Genomic DNA, 20377 nt, shown 5'->3' with positions numbered 1-20377 from the left:
CGGCACTCAGCCCGTTTTTCAGTGGGAAGGTGCAGACCTCAGCCGACGTCCATGAGCGTCGAGCGGATGATGAAGCGGTTTCCCGTCGGTGATTCGACGCTGAAGCCGCTGCCGCGGCCCGGCACCACATCGATCGTCAGATGCGTGTGCTTCCAGTACTCGAACTGCTCCGTCGACATCCAGAAGTCCAGTCCTGCTTTCTCGGCATCGTCGATGGGCAGGTCGAAGTGGCCGAGCAGCACATCGGCTTCCGAGGTGAGGAAGTCGCCTTCGGGGAAGCACATGGGCGACGAGCCGTCACAGCAGCCGCCGGACTGGTGGAACATGAGCTGTCCGTGTTTGTCGACGAGGCCGGCGAGCAGGTCGATGGCGGCCTGAGTCATCGCCACCCGCGATTTCTCTTCGCCCTCGATCGTCGGTGTCGATTCGAGAGCGGCTGTTTCGGCTGTTTCACTCATCAGAAGAATCCTTGTGCATTTTCGGAGTAGCTGACCAGCAGGTTCTTCGTCTGCTGGTAGTGGTCGAGCATCATCTTGTGGTTCTCTCGTCCGATGCCCGAGGACTTGTATCCGCCGAACGCGGCGTGGGCCGGGTAGGCGTGGTAGTTGTTCACCCAGACGCGGCCGGCCTGGATGTCGCGTCCGGCTCGGTAGGCGGTGTTTCCGGTGCGGGCCCAGACGCCGGCTCCGAGGCCGTAGAGGGTGTCATTGGCGGTGGCGATCGCGTCGTCGTAGTCGGAGAACGAGGTCAGGGCCACGACGGGTCCGAAGATCTCCTCCTGGAAGATGCGCATCTTGTTCGTGCCCTTGAAGATCGTCGGCTGGATGTAGAAGCCGCCGGCGAGGTCACCGTCGAGTTCGGCTTTGTCGCCGCCGATGAGCACCTCGGCGCCTTCATCCTTGCCGATCTTGAGGTACGACATGATCTTCTCGAACTGGTCGTTCGAGGCCTGTGCGCCGACCTGGGTGTCGGTGTCGAGCGGGTTGCCCTGCTTGATGGAGCGGACGCGTTCGACGCCGGCTGCGACGAAGTCGTCGAAGATCGAGTCCTGGACGAGTGCACGCGAGGGGCAGGTGCAGACCTCGCCCTGGTTGAGGGCGAACATCGCGAAGCCTTCGAGCGCCTTGTCTCTGAAGCTGTCGTCGGCGGCCATGACGTCGTCGAAGAAGATGTTCGGTGACTTGCCGCCGAGCTCCAGGGTGACCGGGATGATGTTCTGCGAGGCGTACTGCATGATCAGGCGACCGGTCGTCGTCTCTCCGGTGAAGGCGACCTTGCGAATGCGTTTGTTCGATGCCAGCGGCTTGCCGGCTTCGACACCGAACCCGTTGATGATGTTGAGGACGCCGGGAGGCAGCAGGTCGCCGATGAGTTCGGCGAGGACGAGGATCGACGCCGGGGTCTGCTCGGCAGGTTTGAGGACGACGCAGTTGCCGGCGGCGAGCGCCGGTGCGAGCTTCCATGTGGCCATGAGCAGGGGGAAGTTCCAGGGAATGATCTGTCCGACCACGCCGAGGGGCTCGTGGAAGTGGTAGGCGACGGTGTCGTCGTCGATCTGTGAGATGCCGCCTTCCTGCGCCCGGATGGCCGAGGCGAAGTAGCGGAAGTGGTCGACGGCCAGCGGGAGGTCTGCGGCCAGCGGTTCGCGGATGCCCTTGCCGTTGTCCCAGGTTTCGGCGACGGCGAGCATCTCGAGGTTGGATTCGATGCGATCGGCGATCTTGAGCAGGATGTTCGCACGTTCGGCGACCGAGGTCTTGCCCCAGGCCGGTGCCGCGGCCCACGCGGCATCGAGTGCGGTCTCGACATCGTCGGCTGTGGAGCTGGGGATCTCGGTGAAGGCCCGCCCGGTGACGGGGGTGATGTTCTCGAAGTAGTTGCCGTCTTTCGGCGGCACCCACTCTCCTCCGATGTAGTTCTCATAACGGGGCTTGAACGTAACGAGCGCGCCGTCGGTACCGGGTGCTGAGTAGACTGCCATGACACTCCTTCGTGTGAGTCCATCCACCCCGTCTCTCATGCCGTTTCGCACGCTGCGCCGGGCTTTCGTGGCCGACGCGGAGCGGATGTGTCCGTGTCCTCTCACCCTAAGCCGGAACCGAGGTGCGGACAATAGCCGTCATTGCTTCGTGATCGAGTTCGGAGAGTCCGCTCACGCTTCGACAATGGTGCCATTGGTGGGCAGCGTATCTTCGAATCGAATCGGTACAGCGTCTGCACGGGAGATGTCCATACTGCTGATCGCCTGGACATGCAGATGAGGTTCGGTGCTGTTGCCGGAATTCCCGCAGCGCCCGAGCCTCTGGCCGATCCGGACAGTCTGTCCGACCTGAACTTCGACACTCCCCTGTTGGAGGTGGCAGAGGGCAACAACAGTGACATCACTTCGGATCATCACGTGGTTCCCGGCGAGTGCGGGCCATCCGGCATCGACCCGTCTGCGTTGAGTCATCGCATAGCCGAGCGAAGGCAGACCACGGTAGGCCGGGTGATCTGCCGCGGAGTCGTGGATTGCCGCAACAGTGCCTCTGATAGGTGCGAGTACGTCGCGGCCGAAACCTATGAACTTCTCTGGCTGTTCCGGACGAAACAGCGACTCGAGTCCGAATGCGGCCGACCGCCCGGAGCCATCGACCGGCACGAAATCGATCGCGTACGAACTCGCGAACCGCGTGGTCCCGTGGCTCGGCACACGATCCCCTGGACTGTTCTGGACCAGCCAACGACCAGTGAAAGGGTAGGCGAGCACAAAAGGTTCAGCTGTCATTTCCATCGTCGCCGCATTCCCCATTCGGAAGAAGAAGCTGTGAAGTCGATTGCGTCGCAGAGTCTGCCGCCGATTGTCTGGTGCTCCACGAACAACTGACCGCGGAGATATCCCGCACGTCCAGCCGTGCGAAGAGACGGAACGTTCCAGGGTTCGATATACAGATCGATGCGCTGGATCTGAGGAATCGACAGACCGAAATCCGTCAACGCGATAAGGGCGTCTGTTGAGAACCCACGGCCTTCTGCGTGGCGGCCCTGCTGCCGACGGACCCAAGAACTGGCTTCCGCCTTGTCGGCAGTGCCAAGCAGCGAACCGGTCAACGGCACAGAGGGGTCGGTCGACAGGCTTCGTGCCATTTCGACGTCATGTTGGTCAGCCGGGCGCTGCTGAATCGCCCCGTGGGCTGGAAGAATCTGTGCCCGATTCGGCAGTGTCATCCCACCGGCTTCACCATGATCAGGCACGGCGTATCCGCTCCCCACAGGTCGGTCTCCTCCAGCGGCAGGAAGCCCATCTTCTCGTAGAAGTGACGGGTCCGCGCATAGTTCGGGTCTGCCTTCGACGGTCCGAGGGTCTTCACCTCGAGCAGCTTCGTTCCCCGGGCCCGCGCTTCCTCGGTGATGGCCTCGTCGCGCTGAGCGCTCCAGCCCGCTTCAGTCATGGGCTCCACCCTAGACTCCGCATCGATGCTCCGGTACCCCGTTGCTAGACTCAGCCCCATGAGCGAGCCCGAATCCCCCGTCCTCCGACTGATCCCGTACCTCGCGGCGATCTCTGCAGCAATCTTCGCGGGACTGGCCATGGCAGGAACCGGAGAGAGCAACCTGCTTGTCACTCTGGTCGCGGCAGGAGCCGGGTACTTCGGTGCCTATTTCATCGTCAAGCTCATCATCCACGCCATCGTCACTCGAATCGATTCCGGCGGCCACAACGACCAGAGCTGACGTTCTCTCCGCCGCCCCTACTTCTTCGCCTGCGCGGGCACGACGACCTTGCGGATGATGATGAGCGCCGAGGCGGCCACCGGCACCGCGACCACCGCACCGAGCACGCCGCCCAAGGTCCCACCGGCGATCGCGGCGATGATCACCAAGGCACCGGGCACGTCGACCGCCGCCTTCATGATCCGCGGGCTGAGCAGATACGCCTCGACCTGCATGTACACGAGATAGTAGATGCCGGCCGTGATGCCCAGCCCGGGCGAGACCATCAGACAGGACGCAGTGATGATGATCGCGCCGGTGATCGGTCCCACCAGGGGAATGAGCGAGGCGAGGAACGCCACGAACGCCAAAAGCGCCGGCAACGGGGCACCGATGATGGTGAGGAAGATCGCCGAGCACACACCGTTGACGACTCCCAAGGACACCTGACCGAGGACGTAGCGTCCGATGGAACGGGTGACCTCCTCGGTGACGGATTCGACCGTCGGCCGCGATGAGGCCGCGACCAAGGAGAACATTGCGGATTTGATCGTCGGCATGGACACGGCGAAGTAGATGGTGAGGATGACGACGATGATCACACCGGTGAGGAAGCTGAGGATTCCCGCCCCGATGGACACGACGCCGCCGCCGAGGGAGAGCACATTCTTCGGATCCGAAGCCCAGTCCGAGATGTTGGCGAACACCGCATCGATGTCGATCGCGCCGGTGAACTGCTCCTCGAGCTCGGTGACCCATCCGGTCGTGGCGAGGTTCGCCACGATTCCGGGCAGATCCGCGATGAACGTCTGGATCTGACTGATCACGGCCGGAGCGATGAGCAGCGCAACGCCGACGACGATGAGGATGAAGGCCACGACGACGATGAGCACCGACAGCGACCGCGGCACCTTGCGATCGAGGAGCCACTGCACGATCGGTTCGAGCCCGAGGGCGAGGAACAGCGCCAGACCGATGTAGATGATCACTGTCGCCACGGACTGCAGCGCCGTCATCACCAGGATCGCCAGCCCCACGCCCAAGGCTCCGGTGAAACCGAGCCGGAACGCGCTGTTGAGTGTGAGGGACTTGCCCTGCCCAGTGCCCATGGAAACCAGTGTAACCAGCGATCATGCACTGGTCGGTCGACTCACGTTAGGATCGGAGCGAACCCTCAACCGCTAAGAAAGTGAATCGTCGAGAATGAACGCAGATCCGAACGGCATCGATGTCTGGGAAGCGTTCCTCGACCCGCAGACCGACTATTCGCTGCCCGACTTCTCCGCGGTCACCGCACAGACGCTGCTGACCGCGGTTCACACGGCCACCGATTTCGCCCGCGCCGAGGTGGCTGCCATCGTCGCCGACGACGCCGAGTCCACGTTCTTCTCCACCACGGTGAGATTCGAATCCGCGTCCGTGCCGATGACCCGCATCGCCTCCGTGGCGGCAGCCATCGAGTCGAATCATCTCCGTCCCGAACTCACCGACGCCATCTCCGAGATCTGGGAGCTCCTGTCGGCCGCCCAGACCGAGATCCTGCTCAACGTGGACCTCTTCCACCGCATCGAACAGGTCTCGGTCGCCGACCTCAATCCCGAGGACAAGCGTCAGCAGGAACTGACCATCGACAAGTTCGTGCGTGCGGGAGCCCGCCTCGGCGAAGAGGAACGAGAGCAGATGGCCACGATCGCGGCCGAGCTGACCACGCTGGAGAACTCCTTCTCCCGCGCTCTGCAGCTCGATACGCGCGAGTTGGCCGTCCACCTCAGCGAGGCCGATTCCCTGGCCGGGATGAACGACGATCAGATTGCGGCAGCGGCGAATCGCGCCGCCGAGCGCGGCGTCGACGGCTACCTGCTGCCGCTGAACAACTTCACCCAGCAGGGTGTGCTCGAATCCCTGAACACAGCGCAGACGCGCCGGCACGTGCTGAACAATTCGATGGCGCGCGGTTCCCGCGGCGGCGAGGGCGACACCCGCACCCAGGTCGCCGACACCACGGCGCTGCGTGCGCTCAAGGCGCATCTGCTCGGATACCCCTCTTACTCGTCCTTCGCCGTCGACAATCAGACCGCGGGCAATCCCGATGCCGCTGCCGATATCGTCTCCTCTCTCATCAATCCGGCGAACGCCCAACTCGATGAGGAGCTGGCACAGGTCAAGACCCGCTACGGCCTCGAGACGGTCGCAGCAGAAGACGTCAAGTACTACCTTGCGAAGTTCCGCGCCGACGAGTTCGGCATCGACCCCGACGAGGTGGCCAAGTACTTCGAGTTCGACACGGTCCTGACCGAGGGCGTCTTCCGAGCCGCCACCGGCCTGTACGGCATCACCTTCGCCCCCTACGACGGTGTGACTGCCTGGCATGAGGACGTCCGCGTCTACGAGGTCACCGACGTCACCGAACGTCCCTTGGGGCTCGTGCTCATCGACCCCTACTCGAGGGACACCAAGCGCGGCGGAGCCTGGATGGACCAGCTGGTTCCTGCCTCCCGACTGACCGGGCTGCTGCCGGTCGTCACTCTCTCGCTCAACCTCGCCAAGCCGGGCCCCGGACGCCCGACTCTGCTCAATCCGACCGAGCTGACGACGTTGTTCCACGAATTCGGTCATGTCCTCCACGGGCTGTTCGCGAACTCGACCTACCCGTCGACGGCAGGCACTGCGGTTCCGCGCGACTATGTCGAGTTCCCGTCCCAGCTCAATGAGATGTGGCGCTTCCACCCGCAGGTCCTCCCCCACTTCGCCAAGCACGTCGACACGGGTGAGCCGATGCCGCCCGAACTCGTCGACGCCCTCATCGCCTCAGAGAAGTTCGGGCAGGGCTTCGACACCATCGAATACCTGGCAGCTGCCATGCTCGACCTGTCCTGGCATTCGCTTGAGGCGGGTGAACACATCACCGATGTGCTGTCCTTCGAATCCGAGGTGCTCGCCGCGGCCGGGTTCTCCCCGCTCGTTCCGCCCCGTTACCGGTCGACGTACTTCGGACACATCTTCGCCTCCGGCTATGCGGCCGGCTACTACTCCTACCTCTACTCCGAGGTCATCGCCGCCTGGGTGAGCGAATGGTTCGAGGCCCAGGGCGGGCTCAACCGGGAAGCCGGTGAGGCCTTCCGCGAGGCCATCCTCGCGCCCGGCTATTCGGTCGACCCGATGGCCGCGATCGAACGCTTCTTCGGCACTCGCCCGGATGTCGCCCCGCTGCTGCGTCGTCGCGGTCTCGCCGAACCCGTCACCGAGGCGGACGACGAGGGCGAGGAGGCCACGACCGAGGCCGAGTCCGGAGCCGCCTCGGCGAGGTGGGACCACCCCAACCACGAGGCGGTCGCCGCCGATCTCACGGCTGCGGGCATCGATCCGCGCATCGAGATCTTCGACGGCTCGACGCCGACGGCAGCGGCAGCGGCCGAGGCCCTGGGCACCGAGGTCGGGGCGATCGCGAACAGCCTCATCTTCTCCTCCGGCGGCTCCCCCGTGCTCATCATGGCCTCGGGCGCCCACCGGGTCGACACCGCCCATGTCGCCGAACTCATCGGCGTCGACTCCCTCGACCGGGCGTCGAAGGAACTCGTCCGTGAGGCCACGGGGCAGGTCATCGGCGGGGTCGCTCCCTGCGGTCATCCGGGCCCGATCCCCACGTATGTCGATGTGTCGCTGAAGGACTATCCTGTTCTCTGGGCCGGCGCGGGGACACCGAATTCGATGGTGCCCCTGACGTACGAGCAGCTGCTCACGGTCACCGGGGGAAAGGAAATCACCGTTGTCGCAGAAGAGTCCTGAGTCTGGGCGTTCCGAGTCTGAGTCTGGGCAGCCGGGTCGCACCACCGATCCGGCGCACACCACCTCGGCTGCACGTTTCGCAGCTTTCGCTTCCTCTCGCGGCCGCTACTATGCGGTCTTCCTCGCCGTGTTCTGCGCGGTGCTCATCATCTCGAACATCTCGGCCACGAAGGTCATCGGCTTCGGCCCCGTAGTCACCGACGGCGGCGCGTTCCTCTTCCCCATCGCCTACATCCTCGGCGATGTGATCAGCGAAGTCTACGGCTTCAAAGCCGCTCGCAAGGCTGTGATCACCGGTTTCGGTCTGCAGATCCTGGCCACTTTCGTCTTCTGGCTCGTGCTCATCTCGCCTCCGGGGCCAGGCTACGAGAACCAGGAGGCCTTCGCCGCGGTGCTCGGCTTCTACCCGCGTATCGTCGCGGCCTCCCTCGTCGGCTACTTCGTCGGCCAGCTGCTCAACTCCTGGGTGCTCGTGGCGGTGAAGAAGCGCATGGGCGAGTCGAAGCTGTGGGTGCGACTGCTCACGTCGACCGGCGTCGGCGAGTTCGTCGACACCCTGCTGTTCTGCATCATCGCCTTCGCCGGAGTCATCCCGGGACTCGACTTCCTCAACTACATCGTCGTCGGCTTCGTCTACAAGGTCGCTGTCGAAGTCATCTTCCTGCCCGTGACCTACCGCGTCATCAAGCTCGTCAAACGCCACGAACCCAGCTACGAACTCGACGCGGCTGAAGCCTAGGCGAACCGGACGCCCAGTGCGGGTGGCAGCGGACGCCCAGCGCGGGTGGCAGCGGACGCAGCGTGGTCGGCCAAGCACGAACGGTGGTCTGCGGCGAGTGTCATCGAGTTTCGTCCTCGACCGCATCGACTTCTGTCCCTGAACGCATCGACTTCTGATCAGGTCACCGGGATAAAACTCGATGCGCTGATCAGAAGTCGATGACTGACCGGAACGGACCAGTCGAAGACCGACCGGCACCGGCCGGGGCGACCGTCACCACCGGGTCCGCGCCTACTTCTTCGCGTAGTACCGGCCGAGGACGTCCGTCTCCAGCTCTGAGAAGCGGCCGTCGATCATCGACTGCCGGATCTCGTCGACGAGCGAGACGACGAAGTGCTCGTTGTGGATGGTGCACAGGGTGGAGAAGAGCATCTCCTTCGCCTTGTACAGGTGCCGCAGGTAGGCCCGCGAGTAGTTCCGGCACGTGTAGCACGAGCAGTCGGGGTCGAGCGGGCCGAAGTCTCGGCGGTACTTCGCACCGGTGAGGTTGTACCGGCCGTCGCGGGTGTAGATCGCGGCATTGCGGGCCACGCGGGAGGGGGAGACGCAGTCGAAGGTGTCCGCGCCGGTCTTGATCGCCTCGAACAGGTCGTCGGGTTCGGAGATGCCCAGCAGGTGCCGCGGCTTGTTCTCCGGCAGCTCCTCGCACACCCAGCGGATGATGATGCCGAGGTTCTCCTTCTCCAGCGCCCCGCCGATGCCGTAGCCGTCGAAGTCCATGGCGCCCAGGTCGCGGGCGGCCTTCCGTCGCAGGTCTTCGTACTGCGCACCCTGCAGCACACCGAACAGCGCCTGGTAGGGCCGGTGCGACCGCTCCTCGGTGAGGCGGAAGTGCTCCTCGATGCAGCGGATCGCCCACAGTCGGGTCCGCTCCAGCGACTCCTCCTGGTAGCCGCGAGTGTTGACCAGCGTGGTCAATTCGTCGAAGGCGAACATGATGTCGGCGCCGAGTTCGTGCTGCACGCGCATCGAGATCTCAGGGGTGAAACGGTGCATCGACCCGTCGAGATGGGACTTGAACGTCACCCCGTCGTCGTCGACGTTCGACAGCCGCTCCTTGCCGACGGCGACGAGGTCGTCGTTCTGCTCCCCCGTCGACTCCATCGAGATGACCTTCTTGAATCCCGACCCCAGGCTCATCACCTGGAATCCGCCCGAGTCGGTGAAGGTCGGTCCCGGCCAGTTCATGAACCTGCCCAGACCGCCGGCCTCGTCGATGAGGTCCGACCCCGGCTGCAGGTAGAGGTGGTAGGCGTTCGAGAGCACCGCCTGACCGCCGAGTTCGGCGACCTCGTCGGGACGCACGGCTTTGACCGTGGCCTTCGTGCCGACCGGAATGAACGCCGGGGTCTGGATATCGCCGTGCGGGGTGTGGATGACCCCGGCGCGTCCGCCCGTGTCCATGCGGGTGCCCACCTCGAATCCGAAGTTCGATCGGTCGTTGATGGGTGCGGTCTCGAATGCCGCCGAAGTTTCGTCTGCAGTCACCAGACAAGCTTAACTAAGTCCATGACGTTCACCCAGATGCTCACCCTCTCGGAGGCCGCCCCCATCGTCATCGACGGCGGTCTGGGCAGCGCCGCCGAAGATCGCGGCATCGACCTCGGCCACGCCCTGTGGTCGGCCGAGCTCATCCGCCGTGATCCGGACACCCTGCTGGCAGTGCACTCCGCCTTCGCTGATGCCGGTGCCCGCATCCTTACGACCGCGAGTTACCAGGCGACGCCGACGGGCTTCGCCGAAGCAGGAATCAGCGTCGCGGAAGGCAACCGGATCATCACCGACAGCGTGAGAGTCGCGCGCAGTGCCGCAGAACGCAGAGACGTCCTCACCGCCGGTTCCGTCGGCCCCTACGGCGCAGCTCTGGGCGACGGTGCCGAATACACCGGCGACTACCGCTTGTCCTCGTCCGAATACACCGCCTTCCATCGTCCGCGCATCGCTGCCCTCGCCGAGGCGGGAGCGGACCTCCTCGCCATCGAAACCCAGCCGCGCCTCGACGAGATCGCAGCGATCATCGGCCTGACAGACGAGACCGGACTTCCCTCCTGGGTGACCGTGACTCTACAGACCGGCACGGACACGAACGTCCCGACCTTGCCCGACGGCAGCACCTTGGCGGAGCTCGCGGAGGCGGCGGCCACCTCGGCGAGTGTGCAGGCGATCGGAGTCAACTGTGTGCGCCCATCCCTGGTGACTCCGGCACTGAGAGAACTGTCCCGGCGCACGGATCTGCCGCTCATCGCCTATCCGAACTCGGGTGAGATCTACGACGCGAACACCCTGACCTGGCGCGACGGCGCGGAAGCCGGCGTCGGTTCGTGGCCGGTGGCGGAGTGGACCCGCCTCGGTGCGCGGATCATCGGCGGCTGCTGTCGGGTGCGTCCGGAGGACATCGCAGTCCTGACGGAGCGGACCCGAGCCTGAGTCCTCAGGCCCGAGCTCTCACGAGGTCCGGATAGAACTTCTCGGCGACGTTCGGGTGGGACCGCAGCCGGGAGAGGAAGGCGTTCTCGCCGTACACGGCGTGCAGAGCGTCGCGTTCGTCCTGAGTCACACCGCGGGCATCGGCGGCGAGTTCGGCGGGCAATTCGACCTCGGGCAGGCGAGCGTTCAGAGCCGGGTTGAAGAAGAACGGAATGGAGATGCGGTCCTGCCCGGGTCCGGTCGGCAGGACACGGTGGACGGTGGCTTTGAGGTAGCCGTTCGTGGCGACTTCGAGGAGTTTGCCGATGTTGACGACGAAGGTGTTCTCGATCGGATCCGCATCGATCCAACCGTCATCGGTGAGCACCTGCAGGCCGGTGGTGCCCGGCTGCGGGTAGAGCAGGGTGAGTGTGCCGGCGTCCCGGTGTTCGCCCACACCCTGGGACACGGACTCGGATTCGGCTTCGGGGTAGCGGACGATCTTGATGAAGGATTCGGCATCCTCGGCGAAGGCGGACGCAAAGTGGTCACCGGGCTGGCCGAGGCTCAGCGCCCACTGTTCGAGGAGACGAGCGCCGACCTCGCTCAGCTGCGCGTGCCAGGATTCCGTGGCCTCGCGCAGCTCGGGCAGCGATTCCGGGTACTGGTTGGGACCGGTGAGGTGGTCGAAGTCGTTGACCGGTTCGGTCACGGGTGCGCGTTCTGGGCCGATGTCGATCTGCTCCCGCCAGTCGACGCGGCCTTGGGTGCGTTCGCCGCCGGTGCGGGTGTAGCCGCGGAAGTGCGAGGAGTTCGTGTTCTCGATCGCGAGCTTCTCTTCCTCGGGCAGAGCGAAGAAGCGGCCGGCGACGTCGATGATGCGGGTGAAGTCGGCGTCGGGAATTCCGTGGCCGGTGAGGTAGAAGAAGCCGATCTCATGGGTGATGCGGCGCAGGTCCGCACGGAATGCCTCGGCGGTCGCGGGGTCATCGGCCAGGCTGAGGTCGAGGATGGGGAGCTGGGTGACGGTCATGTCACAGACGATAGGCACGTCCGCCGTCGTCGCAGCGGCATTCCGTCATCGTGCGCAACACTCAGTCACAGTGCGCTCTCCCGGAACTCCTGCTTGAATAGTCGGGTGACCCACTTCTATCGCCCCTCCGAGGGCCACCGCCTGCCGCACGACCCCTTCAACGCCATCGTCGCGCCGCGTCCCATCGGCTGGATCGGCACCCTCGATGCCGACGGTCGTCGGAACCTCGCGCCCTATTCGTTCTTCAATGCGCTGAACTACTCTCCACCGCTCGTAGGCTTCTCCAGCAACGCGTGGAAGGACACCGTCGCCAACTGCCGAGAGACCGGGGAGTTCACCTGGAACCTCGTCACTCGGCCCCTCGCCGAGGCGATGAACGCCTCGTCGACCACCGCTGAGGTCGACGAGTTCTCCGCCGCAGAAGTCGAGGCGGCCGAGTCCGTGGAGATCTCTGCGCCACGCGTGGCAGCCTCACCGGCGACCTTCGAATGCCGAGTCACCCAGATCATCGACCTCCGCACCTCGGACGGGGAGAGCTCCGGCTCGTGGTTCACCGTGGGCGAAGTGGTGGGGGTCCATCTCGACGAATCCCTGCTCGACAACGGAATCGTCGACACAGCCGCCGCCGAGCCGGTGCTGCGCGGCGGCGGACCGACCGCATACTTCGGGATCAGCTCGGATCAGCGCTTCGACATGCGCCGACCGGGCTGAGTTCGATCACCCGAGATCTCAGCCGAGCATCTTTCCCGGATTGAGGATCCCCAACGGATCCACCGCGGCCTTGATCGCAGTCTGCAGCGCCCGCGCACCCGCATCGAGTTCGCGCACCAACCACTCCTTCTTCAGATATCCGACCCCGTGCTCACCCGTGATCGTCCCACCCAGATCCAGACCCAGCTGCATGATCTCCGCGAACGTGGCCTTCGCCTCGGCCACACTCGCGGCATCCGAGGCATCGAAGAGCACACTCGGATGCATATTCCCATCCCCGGCATGCCCGGCCGTAGCCACCTCCACCGTGTGCGCAGCCGCGATCTCATCCAACCGGGCGAAGAACTCGCCGAGGCGGGACCGGGGAACACACACATCATCGACGAGCTCTCCCCCACCGAGACCAGCCACATACGGCTCCATCGCCGGTGACACCGCCCGCCGAGCCGCCACGAACATCTCCGAATCCGCCGGATCCTCGGAGAAGAACACCTCATCAGCCCCCTGAGACTCAGCGATCGCCGCGAACCTCTCCAGTTCGGCCACACCGGCAGGGCCCGGAGCATCGGACTGGACAAGCAGCAGCGCACCGGCCCCATCGGGCAGACCGAAATCCCCGTACGCATTGATCATGCCCACGGTGCCTCCGTCCATGAGCTCGAGCAGCGACGGAGCCGCACCGGAGGCCATGAACTCAGAGACCGTATGACCGGCCGATTCCATGTCCGGGAAGATCCCGACCCCGGTCACCGGCGGTGCCAACAACGGTCGCAACCCCAAAGTGACCTCGACGATGACACCCAGAGTGCCCTCGGACCCGACGAACAGTCCCGCCAGATCGAGACCGGCCACGCCCTTCGCCGTCTGCCGCCCGAGCTTCGTCACGGTCCCATCAGGCAGGACCACGGTCATGCCCCGCACATAGTCCCTCGTCACCCCGTACTTCACGCAGCACATGCCACCGGCGTTCGTGGCCACGTTCCCACCGATCGTCGAGATCGCCACCGACCCCGGATCCGGCGGATACGACAGACCGTGCTCAGCCAGAGCCTGCTTGAGATCCTGGTTGATGACCCCGGGTTGGACCCGGCACGTCTGATTCACCTCGTCGATGTCGACGATCGCGTTCAGTTTCGCGACGTTGAGCAGGATCGCCCCGTCCGTGGCGTTCGCCGCCCCCGACAGTCCCGTCCTGGCGCCCTGAGTGACCACGGGAATCCGATGCTCGGTGGCGAAACGCATCACCGCGACGACATCATCGACGCTGCCCGCCCGCACCAGGGCCACAGCTTCACCGACCGGACAGAACAGGGCCTTGTCCGCCGAATACGACTCGATGACGTCACGGTCGGTCACCAGCGCTCCCGGACTCAGCTCGGCGGCGAGTCCGGACATATCCGCAGTCACTGCAGCGTCTGCACTCATCATCACAGCGACGCAGCGACCTTGAGCACGCGCTCGAGCGCCTCGTCGGGGCCGATGCTCACACGCACGCCGCCCTGCAGGCGACGCACGGCCACGGCCTGTTTCGCACACTCGCCTTCGAAGGCGACGGCCGCCTCGGGGTCGAGCGCGATCCACACATAGTTGCCCTGGGCATCGGGCACGGACAGACCCAGCTCCCGCAGTTCGTGCGCGAACCGGTCGCGCACCGCGGCGATCTCCTTGGCACGCACGGCCACCTCGTCGACCCGGGACAGCGATTCCCGGGCCGCGGCCTGGGCGCCGGCGGTGACGGAGAACGGAGCGATGACCTGTCGCATCGCCGAGGCGATCTCGACGTCGGCGATGCCGTAGCCCACGCGCAGACCCGCCAGGCCGTGCGCCTTCGAGAAAGTGCGGGCGAGCACGAGATTCGGGTGCCGCTTCCGCGCGGCCAGACCGTCGGCCGCCTCGGTGGCGAATTCGAGGTACGCCTCGTCGAGGACGACGATGACGGACTCGGGCACCTCGGCGAGGAATCCGTCGAGTTCGGCGTCCGTGATCGTCGGACCGGTCGGATTGTTCGGCGAGCACAGCAGCACGAGGCGGGTGGTGTCGTCGATCGCCGCAGCCAGGCCGGCGAAGTCGTGGCGACCGTCTGCCAGGAGATCGACGGGGCGCTTCTGGGCACCCCGCGCCGAGGCGAGGATCGGGTACATCTCGAACGACGGCCACGGATAGACCACGGAGGTGCCCGCCTCGAGGGTCGTGTTCGTCAGCGCCGTGAGGACCTCGGAGGCACCGGCGCCGGGGACCACCTCGGCGGGTTCGACATCGAGGTGGGAGGCGATGTCGGCCACGAGCGCGGCCGCGGTGGGATCGGGGTAGTTCCCCGGAGCCGCCGAGGCGGTCGCCACCGATTCGACGATGCCCGGCAGCGGCGGCAGGTGATTCTCGTTCGAGGACAGTTTGAACGGGGTCAGGCCCGGGGATGCGACGGGAGGCTTGCCGGGAACATAGGGAGGGAATTCGGCGAGCGCGTCACGGAGCAGGAAACGTTTGGACATGTGCCCATATTTGCACACCTTGTGGCGAGCAACACAGACTGTCTTGCCAAAGCGTCCGAATGGTCGGATTCGGACGGCTGGGGCGGACACTCATCCGCTGTGAGAATGCTCTCGCCACGCGCAGTTGCCACTGCCCGGGTTACAGGAGTGCTGATGCCGGAGAGTACCCTGAGAGACGAATACACGTAGTCAGAGACGAGGAATGAGAGTCCAAATGCCCTCACCGCAGGAAAAAGTCGACGTCGTCTTGATCGGCGGCGGCATCATGAGCGCCACTCTGGGCGCCATGCTGACCGAACTTCAGCCCGACTGGGACATCCGTGTCTACGAGAAGCTCGACTATGTGGCCACCGAGAGCTCGGATCCCTGGAACAATGCCGGCACCGGCCACGCCGCACTCTGCGAACTCAACTACACCCCCGAGGACTCCAATGGTCAGATCGACCTGGAGAAGGCCTCGAACATCAACCAGCAGTTCCACCACTCGCGCCAGTACTGGTCGCACCTCGTCGACACCGGTGTCATCACCGACCCGAAATCCTTCATCAACCCCATCGCCCACGTCAGCTACGGCCGCGGCGACAAGGGCCGTGACTACATCAAGAACCGGTACGAGACGATGGTGCGCAACCCGCTGTTCGCGGACATGGAGTACACCGACGACCCGGCGACTCAGGCCGACTGGCTGCCGCTGATGTTCGACGGCCGCGGACCGGGACAGGTCAACGGCATCTCGCGGATCAAGAAGGGCACTGACGTCGACTTCGGCTCTCTGTCGACTCAGCTGCTCAGCTACATCGCCGACAAGGGCGCGACCGTGCGCACCAGCCACCAGGTCACCGATCTGCAGCGCTCCTCCGACGGATGGACTCTCACCGTCAAGGACCTGCTCTCGCACGAGACCCACCAGGTGGGCGCGAAGTTCGTCTTCGTCGGCGCCGGCGGCGGCGCGCTGCCGCTGCTGCAGAAGTCCGGCATCCCCGAGGGACGCGGCTACGGCGGCTTCCCGGTCTCCGGAATCTTCCTGCGCACCGGCAACGAGGATCTCGTCGCCCGCCACCAGGCGAAGGTCTACGGCCAGGCGGCACAGGGTGCTCCCCCGATGTCCGTGCCGCACCTCGACACCCGTGTCGTCGACGGCAAGGACTACCTGATGTTCGGCCCGTACGCCGGGTTCTCGCCGAAGTTCCTCAAGAAGGGACGCTTCACCGACCTGCCGTTCTCCGTGCGCGGGAACAACCTCGCCACGATGCTCAACGTCGCCAAGGACAACACGGATCTCGTCACCTACCTCCTCGGCGAGCTGGCGGCGACGAAGAAGGCGCGCTTCGAGGCGATGAACCAGTTCATCCCGAACATCGACCCATCCGACTGGGAGTTCATCCAGGCCGGTCAGCGCGTGCAGGTGATGAAGAAGGATCCGAAGAAGGGCGGTGTGCTCCAGTTCGGCACCGAGCTCATCTCATCGGCCGACGGTTCGATCGCCGCTCTCCTCGGCGCCTCGCCGGGTGCGTCGACGGCGGTGCCGATCATGATCGAGCTGCTCAAGACCTGCTTCCCGCGTGAGTACGCGGGCTGGGAGAAGAGCTTCAAGAACATGATCCCTTCGCTCGGCCGCGACCTCGTCGACGACGAGACGCTGCTCAAGGAGGTCTCCGAGTACACCTCGCGGACGCTGCAGCTCATCTGACGCAGAGCGTCAGCTGACACAGCGCAGGCGAGAGAAGCGGCCTGCCGGAATCACTTCCGGCAGGCCGCTTCTTGTGTCAGGCTAGGTCCCTCAGCAGGGCCTCAGAGCTCGACTTGGCGGTTGACGTCCTTGTAGAGCAGGTAGCGGAAGCGTCCGGGACCGCCGGCATAGCAGGCCTGCGGGCAGAAGGCGCGCATGGAGATGAAGTCACCCTCCTGCACCTCGACCCAGTCGCCGTTGAGACGGTAGACGGCCTTGCCCTCGAGCACGTAGAGGCCGTGCTCCATCTCGTGCGTCTCCGCGAACGGGATGACCGCTCCGGCTTCGAACGTGACGATGTTGACGTGCATGTCATAGGCGAGATCGTCCGGGTCGAGCGGACGGGTCGTGCGCCAGCGTCCGTCGGTGCCGGGCATCGGCGAAGGCTCGACATCGGCTTCGTTGCCGAACTTCGCCGACGGGGTCAGCCCGGACACGGGCTGGTAGCGTTTGCGCACCCAATGGAAGCGGGCCGCCTCGGTGCCGGTGGACTTCGCCGACCACGTCGATCCGGCGGGCAGGAACGCGAACCCTCCCGGGGTCAGCGTGTGCGCGGTGCCCTCGTGGGTGACCTCGAGCGTTCCCGCCATGACGAAGAGGAACCCCTCGACCTCGGGCTGCGGTTCCGGCTTCTCGGAGCCGCCGCCGGGGGCGACTTCGAGGATCGTCTGCGAGAACGTCACCGCTCCCCCGGCCACGGGCTTGCTCAGCACCCACGACCGGGTTCCGGTCCATTCGGGCAGATTCGAGGTGACGATGTCGCGCAGCACTCCGCGCGGGATGACCGTATAGGCCTCGGTGACGAGAGCACGGTCGGTGAGCAGATCGGACTGCGGCGGGTGTCCGCCGGTCGGGGCCCAGTAGGTGTACGGGTCGGTCGTCGTCATGGGCAGGGTCTCCTTCGGTCGGTGGTCAGTGCGCTCAGTCGAGCGAGCCGGTGCGGGCGAGCTGCCCGAGCTGGGTGAGGCTGAGGTTCGTCCGCGAGGTCACGAACTCCTCGGTGTGAGCTCCGCAGACGAGCCCCCGGTCGAGGTAGCGGGCGAGCGCCTTCGCGGTGGCGGGTTCGTCGAGGACCGTCGAATCCGCCTTGAACACATAGTCGTGCAGGCGCTGCGCCGCCCTGGCCCCGCCTTCGCGGTAGAAGGCGAAGGTCGCCAGGAACCGGGTCGGCAGCTGGTGCGGGTGCAGGTCCCAGCCCTGGTAGATCCCCCGCTTGAGGTGGCGGCGGACGAGGCCGGCGTGCAGCGCCCAACCGTGGTGGACCTCTGCGGGCTCGCCGAGCGGGAGGATGTTCGTCGACCCGTCGGAGAGGTGGACTCCGGTGCCGGCGACGGCGAGCATCATCTGGTTCTTCGCGAAGTCCGCAACCGGATGGTCCATCGCCTGGTAGGCCGCGGCCACGCCCAGCGACGCCGAATAGTCATAGGTTCCGTAGTGCAGCGAGGTCACGCGCCCGGCCCCGGCCTGCAGTGCCGTCGCCAGGGGCACGGTGCCGTCGGCGGCGAGGACGATCTGCGGGGTCTCGACCTGGATCTCGAAGGTGATCGTCCCCTCGCCGAGGCGGTGCTCGGTTTCCAGCGCACGCGCGGCGAGCACCATCGCCCTCACCTGGTCGACGGTGCTGACCTTCGGGAGGGTGAGCACGAGGTTGTCCGGCAGACTGCCGCCTGCCTTGATGAGCTCGGTCAGGAACAGGTCGAGGGTGCGCAGACCGCGTTCCCGGGTGGCCGTCTCCATGCATTTGAATCGGATGCCGACGAAGCCGGGGGCTCCTTTCTCGGTGCGCCCGGCCACCGCATCGCGGGCGGCCTGGACGACCCACCGGTCCTCGGTCTCATCGCCCTGGTCGCCGAAACCGTCTTCGAAGTCCAGGCGCAGGTCCTCGATCGGCTCATGTTCGAGTTTCGCGGTGACAGCCTCGGCGAGGAGTTCGGCCTCTCTGGCCACCTGATGGATGCTGGCCACCTGACCGGGGATCGCGGGCCCGGATTCCTTCCGGGCGGCGGTGATGACGCGTTCGGCCAGCTGCAGCATTCCGCCGTGGGCCTCGACGCACTCGAGCGCCTGCTGACCCCACTGGTACGGCAGGTCCGCACTCGTGCGGTGTCCGGGCACGTACACGGTGTGCACGGGCTGACGGACGTCGCGGTCTCCCGGATACGCGGTCGCCAGAAGCTCGTCCGTGTCCCCCAGCAGTGAGTCGATATCGGCCAGTGTTGATCGTTCCACTTTCACATTCTCTTTCTCTGCACGGGGTTCGACGGCGAGGCGGCAATGCCCGGCCCGGCCTCATTGTCTCTCATTCTCCGCCCCCAGGCACGCAAGGCTCTCCGGGTCATCGGGACGAGACGTGGGCGACCGCCTCGGCGACCTTCTTCGCGACTTCGGGATCGAACACGGAGGGGATGACGTAGCCGGGGTGGAGTTCATCCTCGGGGATGCACGAGGCGATGGCATCGGCGGCTGCGACCATGATGTTCTCGTCGACATCGCGGGCTTCGGCGTCGAGGAGGCCGCGGAAGATCCCGGGGAACGCGAGCACGTTGTTGATCTGGTTCGGGAAGTCGCTGCGGCCGGTGGCCACGACGGCGGCGTGCTTCGCCGCCTCGGCGGGGTCGACCTCGGGGTCCGGATTGGCCATGGCGAAGACCAGCGCGTCCTTGTTCATCGCCGCGATATCGTCCCCGTTCAGCACGTTCGGGGCGGAGACGCCGATGAATGCGTCGGCACCGACGACGGCTTCCTTCAGCGTGCCGGAGAAGCCCTCGGGGTTCGTGTTCGCCTGCAGCCACCTCTTGTGGTCGGTGTCGACCGTCGAATCCGGGCCGATCGCTCCGTCCCGGCCGCAGGCGATGATGTTCGTGGCTCCGGCGACCTGGAGGAGGCGGATGATGGCGTTGCCGGCTGCGCCGACTCCCGAGACGACGATGCGCAGGTCCTCGAGCTTCTTGCCCACGACCTTGAGCGCGTTCTTCAGCGCGGCCAAGGTGACGACGCCGGTGCCGTGCTGGTCATCGTGGAAGACGGGGATGTCGAGTTCTTCGCGCAGCCGGGCCTCGATCTCGAAGCAGCGCGGGGCCGCGATGTCCTCGAGGTTGATTCCGCCGTAAGCCGGGGCAATGGCCTTGCAGATGGAGATGATCTCCTCGGTGTCCTTCGTATCGAGAGCCACCGGCCAGGCGTCGACGTCGGCGAACTGCTTGAACAGCACGGCCTTGCCCTCCATCACCGGCATGGCCGCCTCGGGACCGATGTCGCCGAGGCCGAGCACCGCGGTGCCGTCGGTGACCACGGCGACGGTGTTGCGTTTGATCGTCAGCCGTCGCGCATCCTCTTTGTTCGCAGCGATCGCCTTGCATACGCGTGCCACACCGGGGGTGTAGGCGCGGGAGAGGTCATCGCGGTTGCGCAGGGGCACCTTCGGGGCGGATTCGAGCTTGCCGCCGAGGTGGAGGAGGAAGGTTCGGTCGGAGACCTTGTGGACCTTGACACCGGGCAGGGCGCCGAGAGCGTCGGAGACCTCGTCGGCGTGGGCGACATCGCGGGTATCGGCGCTGACGTCGATGATGACCGAGTGCGGAGTGGACTCGACGACGTCGAGGGCGGTGACTGAGGCGCCGGTGGCGGCGGCCGCGGCGACGAGGTCGGAGGTCGAGGCCTGACCGATCTCGGTGCCGACGCGCAGGGTGATGGAATATCCGGGGCTGGTGGCGACCATGGGAAATATCCTCCTTGATATCGAATTTCCG

The 20377-nt window shown here is 65.5% G+C and carries 19 protein-coding genes; 6 read left to right on the top strand and 13 right to left on the bottom strand.

Annotated elements, in window-relative coordinates; genetic code table 11:
• Positions 1 to 38: 38 nt before the first annotated feature.
• The 5 genes from QYM46_RS04675 to QYM46_RS04655 form a co-directional block, all read right to left on the bottom strand.
• On the bottom strand, positions 39 to 458 hold the full coding sequence (locus QYM46_RS04675) for a DUF779 domain-containing protein (RefSeq protein WP_410710827.1): 420 nt from the start codon (positions 456 to 458) through the stop codon (positions 39 to 41).
• Complete coding sequence (gene adh / locus QYM46_RS04670) at positions 458 to 1981, bottom strand: aldehyde dehydrogenase (RefSeq protein ID WP_432791052.1); 1524 nt, start codon at positions 1979 to 1981, stop codon at positions 458 to 460. Before adh ends, QYM46_RS04675 begins: the two co-directional genes overlap by 1 nt.
• 171 nt (positions 1982 to 2152) lie before the next feature.
• Positions 2153 to 2773, bottom strand: coding sequence for a M23 family metallopeptidase (locus QYM46_RS04665; RefSeq protein ID WP_432791051.1), 621 nt, complete (start codon positions 2771 to 2773; stop codon positions 2153 to 2155).
• The gene (locus QYM46_RS04660) at positions 2764 to 3207 is read right to left on the bottom strand and encodes a GNAT family N-acetyltransferase (RefSeq protein ID WP_211168067.1); all 444 of its coding nucleotides are present in this window, start codon (positions 3205 to 3207) and stop codon (positions 2764 to 2766) included. Before QYM46_RS04660 ends, QYM46_RS04665 begins: the two co-directional genes overlap by 10 nt.
• Positions 3204 to 3431 carry a hypothetical protein gene (locus tag QYM46_RS04655; RefSeq protein ID WP_432791050.1) on the bottom strand — a complete coding sequence of 76 codons (228 nt, stop codon included), beginning with the start codon at positions 3429 to 3431 and terminating at the stop codon, positions 3204 to 3206. The genes QYM46_RS04660 and QYM46_RS04655 overlap by 4 nt, the downstream gene beginning before the upstream one ends.
• A 58-nt stretch (positions 3432 to 3489) precedes the next feature.
• On the opposite strand from QYM46_RS04655, the gene QYM46_RS04650 reads away from it, so the two are divergent.
• Complete coding sequence (locus QYM46_RS04650) at positions 3490 to 3714, top strand: hypothetical protein (RefSeq protein ID WP_169251522.1); 225 nt, start codon at positions 3490 to 3492, stop codon at positions 3712 to 3714.
• Positions 3715 to 3731: 17 nt separating this feature from the next.
• Here the strand turns inward: QYM46_RS04650 and QYM46_RS04645 are convergent, their stop codons facing one another.
• Entirely contained in the window at positions 3732 to 4802 is a 1071-nt protein-coding gene (locus QYM46_RS04645; protein WP_432791049.1) for an AI-2E family transporter, read from the bottom strand.
• A 94-nt stretch (positions 4803 to 4896) separates the two neighbouring features.
• Between QYM46_RS04645 and QYM46_RS04640 the strand changes: the two genes are divergently transcribed.
• Both QYM46_RS04640 and QYM46_RS04635 read left to right on the top strand, forming a co-directional pair.
• Positions 4897 to 7479 carry a M3 family metallopeptidase gene (locus tag QYM46_RS04640; protein WP_432791048.1) on the top strand — a complete coding sequence of 861 codons (2583 nt, stop codon included), beginning with the start codon at positions 4897 to 4899 and terminating at the stop codon, positions 7477 to 7479.
• The gene (locus tag QYM46_RS04635; protein ID WP_432791047.1) at positions 7460 to 8218 is read left to right on the top strand and encodes a queuosine precursor transporter; all 759 of its coding nucleotides are present in this window, start codon (positions 7460 to 7462) and stop codon (positions 8216 to 8218) included. The genes QYM46_RS04640 and QYM46_RS04635 overlap by 20 nt, the downstream gene beginning before the upstream one ends.
• Positions 8219 to 8491: 273 nt before the next feature.
• Here QYM46_RS04635 and tgt read toward each other — a convergent pair whose 3' ends face one another.
• Complete coding sequence (tgt, locus tag QYM46_RS04630; RefSeq protein ID WP_432791046.1) at positions 8492 to 9748, bottom strand: tRNA guanosine(34) transglycosylase Tgt; 1257 nt, start codon at positions 9746 to 9748, stop codon at positions 8492 to 8494.
• Between the two features lie 21 nt (positions 9749 to 9769).
• Here tgt and mmuM point away from each other — a divergent pair, with 21 nt between their 5' ends.
• Positions 9770 to 10687 carry a homocysteine S-methyltransferase gene (mmuM, locus tag QYM46_RS04625; RefSeq protein WP_432791045.1) on the top strand — a complete coding sequence of 306 codons (918 nt, stop codon included), beginning with the start codon at positions 9770 to 9772 and terminating at the stop codon, positions 10685 to 10687.
• 4 nt (positions 10688 to 10691) lie between these two features.
• On the opposite strand, the gene QYM46_RS04620 is transcribed toward mmuM, so the two are convergent.
• Positions 10692 to 11699 carry an isopenicillin N synthase family dioxygenase gene (locus tag QYM46_RS04620; protein WP_432791044.1) on the bottom strand — a complete coding sequence of 336 codons (1008 nt, stop codon included), beginning with the start codon at positions 11697 to 11699 and terminating at the stop codon, positions 10692 to 10694.
• Between the two features lie 105 nt (positions 11700 to 11804).
• Between QYM46_RS04620 and QYM46_RS04615 the strand changes: the two genes are divergently transcribed.
• On the top strand, positions 11805 to 12410 hold the full coding sequence (locus tag QYM46_RS04615) for a flavin reductase family protein (protein WP_432791043.1): 606 nt from the start codon (positions 11805 to 11807) through the stop codon (positions 12408 to 12410).
• Positions 12411 to 12428: 18 nt separating this feature from the next.
• On the opposite strand, the gene QYM46_RS04610 is transcribed toward QYM46_RS04615, so the two are convergent.
• Together QYM46_RS04610 and QYM46_RS04605 are read right to left on the bottom strand one after the other, a co-directional pair.
• Positions 12429 to 13805 carry an FAD-binding oxidoreductase gene (locus QYM46_RS04610; protein ID WP_432791042.1) on the bottom strand — a complete coding sequence of 459 codons (1377 nt, stop codon included), beginning with the start codon at positions 13803 to 13805 and terminating at the stop codon, positions 12429 to 12431.
• Between the two features lie 32 nt (positions 13806 to 13837).
• Positions 13838 to 14899: a pyridoxal phosphate-dependent aminotransferase gene (locus QYM46_RS04605; RefSeq protein WP_432791041.1), complete on the bottom strand. Its 1062-nt coding sequence runs from the start codon at positions 14897 to 14899 to the stop codon at positions 13838 to 13840.
• 214 nt (positions 14900 to 15113) lie between these two features.
• Here QYM46_RS04605 and QYM46_RS04600 point away from each other — a divergent pair, with 214 nt between their 5' ends.
• Positions 15114 to 16589, top strand: a complete 1476-nt coding sequence (locus QYM46_RS04600) for a malate:quinone oxidoreductase (protein ID WP_432791040.1) — start codon at positions 15114 to 15116, stop codon at positions 16587 to 16589.
• A 101-nt stretch (positions 16590 to 16690) separates the two neighbouring features.
• Here the strand turns inward: QYM46_RS04600 and QYM46_RS04595 are convergent, their stop codons facing one another.
• The 3 genes from QYM46_RS04595 to QYM46_RS04585 form a co-directional block, all read right to left on the bottom strand.
• Positions 16691 to 17515: a bifunctional allantoicase/(S)-ureidoglycine aminohydrolase gene (locus QYM46_RS04595; RefSeq protein ID WP_432791039.1), complete on the bottom strand. Its 825-nt coding sequence runs from the start codon at positions 17513 to 17515 to the stop codon at positions 16691 to 16693.
• Between the two features lie 34 nt (positions 17516 to 17549).
• On the bottom strand, positions 17550 to 18857 hold the full coding sequence (locus QYM46_RS04590) for a DUF6986 family protein (RefSeq protein ID WP_432791038.1): 1308 nt from the start codon (positions 18855 to 18857) through the stop codon (positions 17550 to 17552).
• A gap of 106 nt (positions 18858 to 18963) precedes the next feature.
• Positions 18964 to 20346 carry an NAD-dependent malic enzyme gene (locus tag QYM46_RS04585; RefSeq protein WP_169251513.1) on the bottom strand — a complete coding sequence of 461 codons (1383 nt, stop codon included), beginning with the start codon at positions 20344 to 20346 and terminating at the stop codon, positions 18964 to 18966.
• Between the last annotated feature and the right edge of the window lie 31 nt (positions 20347 to 20377).

It is taken from the genome of Brevibacterium sp. K11IcPPYGO002 (assembly GCF_050920635.1).
GTDB lineage: Bacteria > Actinomycetota > Actinomycetes > Actinomycetales > Brevibacteriaceae > Brevibacterium.
The sequence above is the reverse complement of the archived record's forward strand: the minus strand, read 5'-3'. Positions and strand labels throughout refer to the sequence as shown.